The organism is Acinetobacter sp. 1566109 (assembly GCF_000582255.1).
Classification (GTDB): domain Bacteria; phylum Pseudomonadota; class Gammaproteobacteria; order Pseudomonadales; family Moraxellaceae; genus Acinetobacter; species Acinetobacter nosocomialis.
Window position 1 is genome coordinate 20,936 of the sequence record NZ_JEYB01000008.1, and the last position, 12,952, is coordinate 33,887.

Below are 12,952 nucleotides of genomic sequence, written 5' to 3' on the forward strand. Positions count from 1 at the left end.
CAGATTACAAACCAAATAATTGAACAATCACAACATCAATCGCTTTGATGGCAATGAATGGTAGAACCACACCACCCACGCCATAAATCAACATATTTCGGCGTAGTAACTGAGTTGCAGTTGAAGGTTTAAATTTCACGCCTCGGAGTGCGATTGGAATTAATAACGGAATAATAATCGCGTTAAAAATTAATGCCGATAAAATCGCGCTGCTTGGACTTGCTAAGTGCATTACATTCAATACTTGCATTTGTGGAATCGCAGCAGCGAACAATGCAGGCAAGATGGCAAAGTATTTAGAGACGTCGTTTGCTAACGAAAATGTTGTTAAAGCACCGCGGGTAATCAACTGCTGTTTCCCAATCTCGACCACAGCGAGTAGTTTGGTTGGGTCAGAGTCTAAATCAACCATATTGCCGGCCTCTTTAGCAGCTTGTGTACCTGAGTTCATAGCCAAACCAATATCGGCTTGTGCCAATGCTGGCGCATCGTTGGTTCCGTCACCAACCATTGCAACTAAACGACCTTGTTGTTGTTCGGTGCGAATACAAGCCAATTTGTCTTCTGGTTTTGCTTCGGCAATATAGTCATCTACACCCGCTTCAGCAGCAATCGCGGCAGCAGTTAATGGGTTATCACCTGTAACCATGACAGTTTTAATACCCATTTCTCTTAAGCGTGCAAAACGTTCTTTAATACCGTGTTTAATCACATCTGAGAGTTCAATCACACCTAATACATGATGTTGATTTGCGACAACCAATGGTGTTGCACCTTTTTTAGCAACTTGTTCAACACGTGCTTTTAATTCTAGATCTTGAGAATAATCTTCATCTACAAATTTCAAGATTGCATCTAAAGCACCTTTACGAATTTGCTCACCATTCGGTAAATTCACACCAGAAATTCGAGTCGAAGCACTAAAAGAGATAAATTCGGCTTGCTCAGGTTCTTGCTGTTTTAAACCCTGTTCTTTTGCTAACTTAACAATCGACTTGCCTTCTGGTGTCGGGTCAGCAAGTGAGCTTACCCAAGCAGCAGCTCTTAATTCAGACTCGGTTACCGAGGTTAAAGGATAAAAAGAAGTCGCTTGACGGTCACCATATGTAATGGTTCCTGTTTTATCGAGTAAAAGTACATCAATGTCACCCGCAACTTCTACCGCTTTACCTGATTTTGCCAAAACATTGGCTTTGAGTGCGCGGTTCATACCTGCAATACCAATCGCAGGTAACAAGCCACCAATGGTTGTTGGAATTAAGCAGACTAACAATGCTACGAGTACAACCGGATCAAGTTCAATATGCAAATAATGAGCAATAAATGGTAGGCTAATCACCACAATTAAAAATGTAAGTGTCATCACCATTAACAAGAAGCCAAGTGCAATCTCATTCGGTGTTTTTTGACGATTTGAACCTTCAACCAAAGCAATCATACGGTCCAAGAAGCTTTGACCAGATTCCGCAGTCACTTGCACAACAATACGATCTGTAAGAACTTTAGTACCGCCAATAACACCAGAACGGTCTGTTCCAGCTTCACGTAGCACAGGTGCTGACTCACCTGTAACAGCCGATTCATTAATGGTGGCAAAGCCTTCTACAATCTCACCGTCGGCTGGAACAAGCTCACCTGCATGTACTTCAATAAAATCATTTAAATGAAGTTCGGTGGCTGCAATTTGAGTGGTTTGACGGTCTGTCAAAGAATTAAGTTTTCGAGCAGTCAAGTTTTCTCTTGCTGCACGTAATGAAGATGCCTGTCCACGACCTCTAGCCTCTGCAACCGCTTCAGCATAGTTAGCAAATAAAATCGTAATAAACAAAATTGCTGTGACAACCAAACCAAACACCAGTGTGGCATATCCCATTAAGGTACTTAGAGCAGTGATTACGGTTCCAAGCCATACAATTGCCATGACAGGGTTTTTAATTGCATGCTGTGGTAGCAATTTTACAAAAGCATTTTTCCAAACTTCAAAACTTGGTACTGCCACAGTCGTTTTATGGCTATTTACATGAGTTTGTGTATTCATTTTCACTCGCCTCCTTAGCCTTTAACCAACAAAAGTTGATCGGCAATTGGCCCAAGGACAAGAACTGGCATAAATTGTAATAAGGTAAGCAATACAACAATCGTAATCAGCGTTAAGGCAAAGGTTGGCGTTTCAACCTGAAGGCTACCTGTTGTTTCGGGTGCTTTTCTTTTTGCTGCTAAACGTGTCGCAATCATTAATGGCAAAATTAATGTCGGGAAACGTCCTAAAAGAAGTGCAATGCTACAAGTGACATTCCACCATACCGTATTGTCTCCAAGGCCTTCAAAACCTGAACCATTGTTTGCAAAAGCAGAAACATATTCATAAAACACTTGGCTAATACCGTGTGGTCCAGGGTTTGTGATACCTGATAATCCCGGAATACTAAGACTCAAGGCTGTAAAAGCCAGAATAATAAGAGGCTGAATTAAGATAATAATCGCAAGTAACTTGATCTCTGCTGCTTCAATTTTGCGTCCAAACAATTCAGGTGTACGACCTGTCATTAAGCCTGCAATAAATACTGCAAGTAACAGATAAATCATAAACTGTTGCAGACCACAGCCCACACCACCCCAAATAGCATTAATCAACATGTTAATGAGTTCAACCAGCCCCGTAAGTGGCGCAGAAGAATCGTGCATCATATTGACCGAACCATTATTCACTTGTGTAGTCAGCGCAGCCCATACTGCCGATGCTGCGGGTCCAAATCGTTGCTCTTTACCTTCCATTACTGCAATTTGAGATGCGGTCGATGACATACTTTCAGACCAGACAGCTGCTGCACCTGAAATAACTGACATTAAAAGCATGCTACCAAACACAAAGTAGGCAAATTTTTTACGTCGAGTAAAGTGTCCCACCATAAAAACGACTGTAATTGGAATGAGTAGAATCGCAATCATTTCTAATAAATTAGATAGCGGCGTTGGATTTTCTAAAGGTACAGAACTATTTGGACCATACCAGCCACCACCGTTACTACCCAATTGCTTAACAGCAACCATGGGTGCAACTGGACCTAATGGAATTTTTTGGGTTTGTACGGTATTTGCTTTATCAATAAGCTGTACTTCGGGTCCACCCTGAAAAGTTGCTGGCACGCCTTGGCTGTTAAGCAACAATGACCAAACAAAACAAAGAGGAAGCAAGAAACGGACTGTAGGGCGTATTACATCTGCCCAATAGTTACCAATTAAAATTTGATCTGGCTGTTCAGCAACATCCGCTGCAATATGGCTTGGACGTTGATAAAAGAAAGCTCTTAAGGTCGCAACAACTAAAGCTAATCCCATCATTGGTGTGATGACTTGCAAACCTACAATACCTGTCATTTGCGACAAATAAGACAGTTGAGCTTGACCAGAATAATGCTGTTGGTTGGTGTTGGTTAAAAATGAAATAACTGTGTGTAATGCTAAATCCCAACTCATATTTGGTGCATGATTTGGGTTTAATGGCAGCCATGCTTGCGTCATAAAAATAGCAAAAACGGCTACAGCTAAAAAAATACAGCTAACAACAAATGCTAAAGAATATTGTTTCCAGTTCATTTGTTGTTGTGGAGATATACCTAACAAGCGATATACAGGATTTTCAATCCAACGAAATAATCCATCACCAACCATCGGCTGATTTGCCATTACTTGGGATAGATATTTGCTAAGGCACCATGCTAAAAAAATAGCAATAAATAAAACAAGGATAAGTTCTAACATGGCTATTCTCCTCTATACCCCTTGGCTTGATTTGCCAAAATGGAAATAAGGAGAGATGAAGAAATATCACTTTTTTTGAGTCCGCATAAGGCTATGCCAGACTGATGCAAGATGCGCATTTGAGAATTTATAAGCATCTTTATTGTCCTGAAGTAACACTAATTTAGTGGATTTCAGTATGGATAAAATGCTCGTAAATTCTCTATTGAGGAACTCAAAGGCCGCGTAAATTTTGCGTAAATTTTAGTTTGAAAGACCTTAAAATTTAAAATTAACAACTGGGTAAAGCGTACTATCAGCCTTTAGTTTTTCACAATGCCAAAGTTCATATAAAGGAATTTTTACATCGAGCGCCAAAGGTAATTTTTTAGAATTAAATTGCATATGGTCCAGATCACTTCCCCATGCAATCAAATCTACATCTAAAGAAATATGATGCGATGGTCGAACACGTCCAGAATCTGACTCAAGTTTCTTTAAAAAAGATTCAACTTGTTCAGATGATAAGGTGCTTCGTAATAGACACGCTGAATTCCAGTAATCATCTCCAATACCATCTCGGCATGGAATTTGATAAACAGATGAAAACTGCACTTTCCCCAAAGTTGCTAATTGCGTATAAGCAAAAGTAAAGTGCTGATCTGCGTCTAAATTACTCGCTAGGGCGAGTGCAAAAATTGTTTCTGGTGCGTTCAAGACGAATTCCTACAGCATTAGCTTCTGCAATGATGGCTGGCTTACGGATGGTTATGGTAATTTTTTCAATTGTTGGAAAGGTTTCAAATAAACATTGCAAAACTAGATGAGCTGCGTGCTCGATTAACTCAGGTTTGGCTTGCTGAATAGTTTGAGCCGATAACTCACAAATCTGGGCATAGTTGAGTGTGTCCTCAAGTTTGTCAGATGCTGCAGCTCGGCTCAAATCATTATGGATGGTTAAATCCAACATTAAAGGTTGAATGATTTGTCTTTCCCAGTTGAAACAGCCAATCACTGTCTCAACCTTCAAGCCTTCAATAATAATGGCATCCATAAATTTAAACTGACCTTAGTGCTTTAACAACGAAGCAGGTTCCATATTTTGAACCATTTTCAAACGTTGGTCTGCATAAATATCAGTATATGGTGCGAGTACGCGCATAAAACGATCGAAATAAAGCATTTGCTTAAATAACAAGGCAAAATCTCGAGGGAATTTAATACCGTGGCGCTCACCTACACCCACCATATCCATCATAATGTCGTTTAAATCGGCTGGATTGGTAGACAGAATTTGCTGTGGATCGGCCATTAAGACGCCATTAAACAAACGCTCTAAATCTTGGGCTAAAACCTGAACATCGACCTTATTATGGGTCATGCCCATTTTCAGCATATTTTCAGCCATAGCCTGATAATCAGTCTTTTGCAAAGCATCCATAAACGCGATACATGCTGTCCAGACTTCTGGCTTTAACTGACCCACAATACCGAAATCGATAAAACCAATTCGGCCATCTTCAAGCAACATTAGGTTTCCAGCATGTAAGTCAGCGTGGAAACTCTTACAGAGCATAAGACTGCCAAACCATGTATTCATGGCAGTAATCAGTACTTGTGACGGATCTTTAGCATATTGTTTCACGACACTAAAGTCTGTTAAAGACACACCGTATAAACGCTGCATGGTCAAAACACGGCGCGTAGAAAACTGATGATAAACTTTAGGTGCTGTCGCAGCGTGGTTTTGTGAAATATTTAAATATTCCACAAAGTCATCTAAGTTCTGGGCTTCCTCAATGAAATCGACTTCACGCACCATACGAGTTTTAATTTCATCAACAATGTCAGAAAGAGCAGCAAACTTGATTTTAGGTACTGCACGTTCAAGTAGTTTGGCTGCCCAATGCACCACGTTTAAGTCAGTGTATAAAATAGTTTCTACACCAGGTTTTTGAACTTTTATAACGACATCTTCACCTGTAGTCAGTTTAGCTGCATGAACCTGAGCAATTGATGCAGAAGCTAAAGGCTTTTTATCGATATAGCTAAAAATCTGGCTTAAATCTCGTCCTTCAAATTCAGAAGCAAGTACGCCTTGAATATAACTAAATGGCAGAGTTGGTGTCTGATCTAAACAACCTTGAAATTCTTCTACATATTCACGTGGGAATAGCGATGGTGTACTCGCGATAAACTGACCAAGCTTAATATATGTTGAGCCAAGCGACTCAAAAGTCTCACGCATGAGTTTGGCATTACTTGGCTTATCAGTTGCGTACTTAATACCAGCTTTAGCCGCAACCACTGCGGTTTCACCGATACGGGCAACTGAGCGCAATCCATCAAATAAAATATTTTTTTTCATATTTCTTTAGAACCAGAATATTCGTCTCAAGTGTAGCAAATTTTGCTTTGTTTGCTGATTAGCTTGCCTGACAAAGTGGACAATTTATATCTTTATCAAAATTAACAATACGTTGTGTCATATTTAATCCATCCCAAAGTAACAATTTTTGTTTCAGAGGAGTGCGATTAAGCCCTAAATATAACAAAGTGTGATGTGCTTGTAATGACGCTATCATCACAGGAGTAGTTGCAAGCACTCCTGACTCTGCACAACGAAGGCCTTCGTTGTCATGCTGTTCTTTTGGAAATAAACATTCATAACAAGCTGAATCACCTTCAACCATAAACATTTGCGCCTGAAAGCCAATTGCAGAAGCACTAATTAATGCGACCTGATGCTTTTTACAAGCACTATTCACTAAATAGCGAGTTGTAAAGTTATCACAACCATCCAGCACTACATCTTGGTGTTCAACAAGTCTATCAATGTTATTTTCGTCTAAACGTTCATTAAAGTATTCAACACAGATATAAGGGTTAATTTTCTGTAACCGTTTTGCTAAAACTTCAGCTTTATAACGACCAATATCTTCATGACCAAATGCAATTTGACGCTGTAAATTACTTATCTCAATGGTATCGGCATCAATGAGTGTAATTTTTCCAACCCCTGCTCGTGCGAGTAGCTCTGCACTGCTACAACCTATACCACCAGCACCAACAATCAGTACATTGGCAAGTTTGAGTTTTTCCTGAGCTTCAATATCCCATCCATCAAGTAAAATCTGACGGCTATAGAGATGCATTTCTTCATCACTTAACTCTACAAAATCGATATCTTGAAGCTCGGTCACACGTTAATCCTTTCATTTAGAAGCCAAGTGATTTTATGACTAAGTTCGTCATTAGGAAAGCTATAAAATGGAAACAACTTTTTTATTCAGTTAACTCCCCATTACATTACTTCTCACACGCTTTCTGCAACAATAGAACAATCCATTTTCTGTATTACTTAGGCTAAATATGTCCCAATCATATATTGCACCAGTAGAGTTAGAAAAAGCTTATCGTTTATTAAATCATGGTCCAACTGTGCTGGTTTCTGCACAACATGGTGACGACCGCAATGTAATGGCTGCCGCATGGGCATGTGCATTAGAGTTTAAACCTGCCAAAGTGTCTGTAGTTTTAGATAAAAGCACTAAAACCCGACAGCTTGTCGAGCAAAGTGGTTATTTCACACTACAAGTTCCTTGCTATGCCCAGCTCAATATGACCAAACAACTTGGTACCATTAGTAAGTTGGATGACCCACAAAAACTTGAGCACTGCGGAGTTGAACTATTTTATCAAAAAGATGTGACCAGTCCGCTTGTATCAGGTTGTATCGCATGGCTGGTTTGTAAACTTATTCCTGAACCGCATAATCAGTCAGCTCATGATTTATTTATTGGCTCTGTTGTGGGTGCGTGGGCAGATAGTCGCGTTTTTAGAGATGGGCACTGGCATTTTCAGGATGCACCAAAAGAACTTCGTAGCCTGCACTATATTGCTGGTGGAACGTTTTATTTAATTGGTGAAGAAGTGAAAGCCGACCTCTAATATAAAAATTAAAGGGAAATATTTAAATATTTCCCTTTGCTCAATTTAGCTCGCGTAGGCTTGCTGCATTTTTGCAATTTCTTGCTGCTTCAACAATCCTCTTTGAATTTTTCCGCTCGTGGTTTTCGGTAGGCTGTCCACAAACTCAATTTCTTTTGGATAAGCATGACGAGATAAACGGTTACGAACATATTGCTGTAACTTATCTTTTAATGTTTCACACGCTTGATAAGCAGGCTTAAGTACCACAAAAGCTTTGACTATTTCGGTTCGTTCCGGATCTGGCTTACCAATTACTGCTGACTCTAATACCGCCTCACACTCTAATAAAGTACTTTCAACATCGAATGGTCCAACTCTATAGCCCGATGTTGTAATGACATCGTCAGCACGACCAACAAAATTAATGCCGCCATGTTCGTTTAAAGTGACCGTGTCACCAGTTAAATAATATTTGCCGACAAAGGCTTTGCGATTATTGCCACCATAGCCTTTAAACCACATTAATGGCGATTGCTCCGAGTCCATCGCCAAAATACCAACACCACCTGTTGGTAATTCTTGATAATTTTGGTCTAACACCGCAAAACGATGCCCAGGAATTGCAAAACCGGCTGAACCTACTTTTAATGGGTGCTCAAGCGCATGATGGTTCGCAATCACCATGCCGAGTTCAGTTTGTCCATATTGATCAAAAATATTGACCTCTAAATCCTGTTTAAACCAGTTCACAACCTCAGGTGTTAATGGCTCACCCGCACTACTCACTACGCGTAAATGTTGTTTAATTGAAGGGTCAAATTTTTCCTTAAACCCAAAGAACATACGAAATGCTGTAGGCGAACCAGTTAAATTACTTACTTTATATTTTTTAATTAATTTTATTGCCTGATCTACATTAAATGAACGCTCATCCATAATAATGCCATGACCCAAGCTTAAAGGCCCGGTAATGCCATAATACAAACCATACGCCCAGCCCGGATCTGCCAAATTCCAGAACATATCCTCTTCACGCAAATCGACAGCATGAGTCATATAACCTTTAAATGCCAAAATTGCTTTTAGTGGAACGGGTACAGACTTAGCAAGTCCAGTTGTGCCTGAGGTGAACATCATTAAAAAGTCATCATCAAAGCTACGACTAACTGATTCACATTGCTCAGAATAGCGTTGTAAGGATTTCCAAAAATCGAAGTCATGTTCAGACAAAGGACCAGTCTGATGAACAGTGACAATAACCGGAATATTTAAAGTATTCAGTTTAGGTCGTTGTTCATCATTGGTCACAATCAATTTAGTTTGAGCACTCGTAATACGGTGATCAATTGATTTTGCTTCAAAGGCAGTAAATAAAGGCTGATAAATAGCACCTATACGCCACGCTGCCAAAATTGTAATTAATAACTCAGGCGTTCTTGGTAAAAGCCCTGCAATACAATCTCCAGCTTGAACTCCTTGTGCTTTAAAGAAATTAGCAAGTTTTCCAGAAAGCTCAGCAAGTTGTTCAAACGTATAGTGCTCTGCCTGTCCGTTTTTTCCTTCCCAAATGAGCGCTGTTTTATTTTTTCCTACATAACGCTCACAGCACTCAACATAAGCATTTATTGCTTGGGGGTGCCCAACAAGTTGCTCTTCAATGAGTTGTGCAAGATCAAATTGCTGATAAGCTTCTGCCAAAGTTTTCATGATGCTCACCTTCATTCCGTTTGATGTTTAATTTTGTGTAAGGTCACAAAATCTGTCCTGACTGTTATTGTTTTAGCTAAAGCTCGAAGAATATTTCTTCAACTTTTCCATCTATTTCAAACAAAACTAATAGCAAAAATGCATCATTTCAATTGCAAGAAACCGCACATAGTGTGCGGCTTCTTGCAGTTTTATGTTTAAAAACTCAATACTTTATGATCTAAACTTGAGCCACCTCACGAGCAATCACTAAACGTTGAATATCAGAAGCACCTTCATAAATCTGGCTTACACGAACATCCCGATAAATTCTCTCAACAGGGAAATCACTGACGTATCCATAACCGCCATGAATCTGGATTGCATCCGAACACACTCGCTCAGCCATAGTTGATGCAAAGAGTTTCGCCATTGAGGCTTCTTTTAAACAAGGTAGCTCTGCATCTTTTAAAGTCGCAGCATGTAAAACCAGCTGATGTGCCGCTTCAATCTGGGTTGCCATATCTGCTAAGCGAAAACCAACCGCCTGATGCTGAACCAGCTCTACACCAAAGGCCTTACGTTCATTTGCGTATTGCACGGCTGCATCAAAAGCAGCTCTTGCCATACCGACAGACTGAGCCGCAATACCAATACGACCGGCCGCTAAATTAGATAGCGCAATTTTATAACCCTCTCCCTCTTGGCCCACCAAATTTTCTAAAGGAATCCGGCAGTCCTCTAACGTAATGGTTGCGGTGTCCGAAGCATGTTGACCCATTTTGTCTTCAATACGAGTCACCAAGTAGCCTTGTGTATTGGTCGGTACAAGAAAGCACGAAATGCCTTTTTTGCCAGCCTGTTTATCTGTAACCGCAAATACCAAAGCTACTTGAGCATTTTTACCACTGGTAATAAATTGCTTTACGCCATTGAGTACCCAATGGTCGCCATCTCGCTCGGCTTTACATAAAATCGCGCTTGCATCGGAACCGACATGTGGCTCAGTTAAACAAAAGCATCCCAGCCATTCGCCAGAGGCAAATTTTGGCAAATAGGTTTGTTTTTGCTGCTCTGAACCGTATGCCAATGTAATACCGCAAATCAAAGAGTTTTGAACACTTACGATTGTCGAAATAGCACCATCGCCTGCGGCAATTTCTTCAATCGCAAGCACCAAAGAAACATAGTCCATTCCGGCACCGCCCCACTCATCGGGCACAGTCATTCCCATAGCGCCTAGTGCACCTAAATCTTTTAACTCCTGAGCCGGAAATTCATGGGTCTTATCGCGATGTGCAGCTGTTGGTTTTAACTGATTTTGCGCATAGTTACGCATCATCTCCTGAACCATGCTTTGTTCAGCATTTAGAATCATTTCAACATCCTTATTTTTATTATTTTGCTGCCATACGAATTGCACCATCTAAACGAATAACTTCACCATTTAAATAGGAATTTTCAGCAATATGAGCAACCAAACGAGCAAACTCTTCTGGCTTTCCTAAACGCGATGGATACGGCACCATTTGGCCCAAAGCATCTTGTACATTTTGTGGCATACCCTTAAGCATTGGAGTTTCCATGATTCCCGGTGCAATAGTCATAATACGAATGGCATGTCGCGCAAGCTCACGAGCAATTGGTAAAGTCATCGCCACAATAGCGCCTTTTGATGCAGAATAAGCTGCTTGTCCAATTTGTCCGTCAAATGCCGCAACAGAAGCAGTGTTCACAATGACACCGCGGTCCTCTTCACCTGCTTCAACTGTATTTTTACTCATTGCATCTGCTGCAAAACGCAGCATGTTAAATGTACCTGTGACATTAATATTTAAAGTCTTTGCAAATAACCCTAAGTCATGAACGCCCTCACGGCCAACTACTTTCGCAGAAGGGCCAATACCTGCACAGTTCACCAAACCATGCAAATATCCATGTTTAACCAACACATCTTTAAAGAACTGTTCAGCAGCAACTTCATCGGTTACATCAAGTTTTACAAAGTCAGCTTTTGGCCCTAACTGTTTCGCCTGCTGCTCACCTGCTTCTACATTCATGTCAACCAACGTGACTGAGGCGCCTTGCTTTACCAAATACTCAGCAGTTGCAGCTCCTAAACCAGAGCCGCCACCTGTAATCACGAAATGTTTTCCTTGAATTTTCATTATGTAATGCCCTATAGAAATGTTCTTTAACCTTAGTAGTGAGAGTAAAAGTTGTTTTTTTCCGATACAATTTCAAAAAACCTCAAAATGCTTGCAGCTTTTGATCAATCCAAATTTTGAATATGAAATATTTCACTTGAAATACGTAAAAAATGAGTCTTTGACATGGTTGTCCAATCTTCTTTAAGTAAAGGAACAATTTCGATTGCACTGGTACATGAAGCATTAAGTGCGGCTTATGCCAAAGGGCTAAATATTCAAATTATTCTGAATAAAGCAGGTATTCCTACAGAATTACTCATGACACCTAAAGCGCGTGTTCCGGTAGCAACGTATGCAAAATTATGGATTGAACTTGCCAATGCCATGAATGATGAATTTTTTGGTATGGATAGCCACCCTATGCGTCGTGGTAGCTATAAATTACTTACAAAACTCGTCAGTACGGCTGAAACTTTAGAAAAGGCTCTCTATGATATTTTGAAGTTTTTTAACTTTGTTTTAGATGATATGCGTGGAGAGTTAATTCGAGAACAAGAAAAAGCTTATTTGGTCATTCGTGATCATGACCAACCCAAACGTATGTTTACCTACGCAACCTTTTTAATGTTAGTACATGGACTCATGTGTTGGCTGATAGATCAGCGAATTGGCTTAAACAGTATTGCAGTACGTTGTCCAAAACCGAATGATATTCAAGATTATCTCGTCCGTTTTTGTGAAGATATAAAATTTAATGCCGAAGTAAATCAGGTTGAGTTTGATGCCCACTACTTAGATATTAAAATTAAAAAAGATAAAAAATCGCTTTATGATTTTTTAAAACAAACTCCGCAAAATCTGTTAGTTCGCTTTAAAAATGAAAATGCCTTGAGCGTTCTTATTCGTCGTCATTTATTAAAGCTTCACCCAGCCCAATGGCCCGAACTCAAAGATGTAGCACAGCAACTCAATATTTCGGAAGCTACTGTTCAACGTCGCCTCAAACATGAAGGGGTAAGTTATCAACAAATTAAAAATGAAATTCGTTGTGATATTGCGATTGAACGCTTAAGCAAAAGTAATGATTCAATACAAGACATTAGTGAAGACTTAAATTTCCACGACCCAAGTGCTTTTCACCGTGCCTTTAAAAAATGGACAGGTGTTAGCCCAGGTGCGTATCGAGATAATTTAACTACGCACAAGCAATAGCATATGCATCCAACGAAGCTTTAAGTTTTAAAACTTAAGCTTATGATATTTATGTCTTTTAAATTGAATATTTCATATAACGCATTATTTAAAACTTAATAATGCCTATAAAACATTAACTTATAATTTTATCTAAACTTTTATCTTTCAAACTGATTTACAAATCAAAATAACTAAGTTTGTAAGCCACTAAACACATGAAAGGATGATCCATTATTTTATTTCGGTTC

11 protein-coding genes are annotated in these 12,952 nt (G+C 39.7%); 2 read left to right on the plus strand and 9 right to left on the minus strand.

Translation table 11 applies throughout. From position 1 onward, the window contains the following. Positions 1–4 precede the first annotated feature (4 nt). From kdpB to J582_RS09490, 6 genes are all read right to left on the minus strand, one after another. Positions 5–2,044, minus strand: coding sequence for a potassium-transporting ATPase subunit KdpB (kdpB, locus tag J582_RS09465; RefSeq protein WP_086223645.1), 2,040 nt, complete (start codon positions 2,042–2,044; stop codon positions 5–7). An 8-nt stretch (positions 2,045–2,052) separates the two neighbouring features. After that, positions 2,053–3,762 (minus strand): potassium-transporting ATPase subunit KdpA, encoded by a 1,710-nt coding sequence (kdpA, locus tag J582_RS09470; protein ID WP_031983434.1) that lies wholly within the window; start codon positions 3,760–3,762, stop codon positions 2,053–2,055. A 258-nt stretch (positions 3,763–4,020) separates the two neighbouring features. Continuing rightward, positions 4,021–4,458 (minus strand): 2-amino-4-hydroxy-6-hydroxymethyldihydropteridine diphosphokinase, encoded by a 438-nt coding sequence (locus J582_RS09475; RefSeq protein WP_019458328.1) that lies wholly within the window; start codon positions 4,456–4,458, stop codon positions 4,021–4,023. Continuing rightward, positions 4,415–4,795 (minus strand): dihydroneopterin aldolase, encoded by a 381-nt coding sequence (gene folB / locus J582_RS09480; protein WP_004700874.1) that lies wholly within the window; start codon positions 4,793–4,795, stop codon positions 4,415–4,417. The genes J582_RS09475 and folB overlap by 44 nt, the downstream gene beginning before the upstream one ends. Before the next feature lie 15 nt (positions 4,796–4,810). Beyond that, positions 4,811–6,109, minus strand: coding sequence for an ABC1 kinase family protein (locus J582_RS09485; RefSeq protein ID WP_031983432.1), 1,299 nt, complete (start codon positions 6,107–6,109; stop codon positions 4,811–4,813). A gap of 58 nt (positions 6,110–6,167) precedes the next feature. Continuing rightward, complete coding sequence (locus J582_RS09490; RefSeq protein WP_031983431.1) at positions 6,168–6,944, minus strand: HesA/MoeB/ThiF family protein; 777 nt, start codon at positions 6,942–6,944, stop codon at positions 6,168–6,170. 169 nt (positions 6,945–7,113) lie between these two features. On the opposite strand from J582_RS09490, the gene J582_RS09495 reads away from it, so the two are divergent. Continuing rightward, entirely contained in the window at positions 7,114–7,692 is a 579-nt protein-coding gene (locus J582_RS09495) for a flavin reductase family protein (protein ID WP_031983430.1), read from the plus strand. A gap of 45 nt (positions 7,693–7,737) precedes the next feature. On the opposite strand, the gene J582_RS09500 is transcribed toward J582_RS09495, so the two are convergent. The 3 genes from J582_RS09500 to J582_RS09510 form a co-directional block, all read right to left on the minus strand. Beyond that, entirely contained in the window at positions 7,738–9,381 is a 1,644-nt protein-coding gene (locus J582_RS09500) for an AMP-binding protein (RefSeq protein ID WP_031983429.1), read from the minus strand. Positions 9,382–9,601: 220 nt separating this feature from the next. Then, positions 9,602–10,738: an acyl-CoA dehydrogenase family protein gene (locus tag J582_RS09505; RefSeq protein WP_031983427.1), complete on the minus strand. Its 1,137-nt coding sequence runs from the start codon at positions 10,736–10,738 to the stop codon at positions 9,602–9,604. Between the two features lie 19 nt (positions 10,739–10,757). Continuing rightward, the gene (locus tag J582_RS09510) at positions 10,758–11,528 is read right to left on the minus strand and encodes a 3-hydroxyacyl-CoA dehydrogenase (protein ID WP_031983424.1); all 771 of its coding nucleotides are present in this window, start codon (positions 11,526–11,528) and stop codon (positions 10,758–10,760) included. A gap of 165 nt (positions 11,529–11,693) precedes the next feature. Here J582_RS09510 and J582_RS09515 point away from each other — a divergent pair, with 165 nt between their 5' ends. Continuing rightward, a complete protein-coding gene (locus tag J582_RS09515; RefSeq protein WP_031983423.1) occupies positions 11,694–12,722 on the plus strand; it encodes an AraC family transcriptional regulator in 1,029 nt (342 codons plus the stop codon). Positions 12,723–12,952 lie beyond the last annotated feature (230 nt).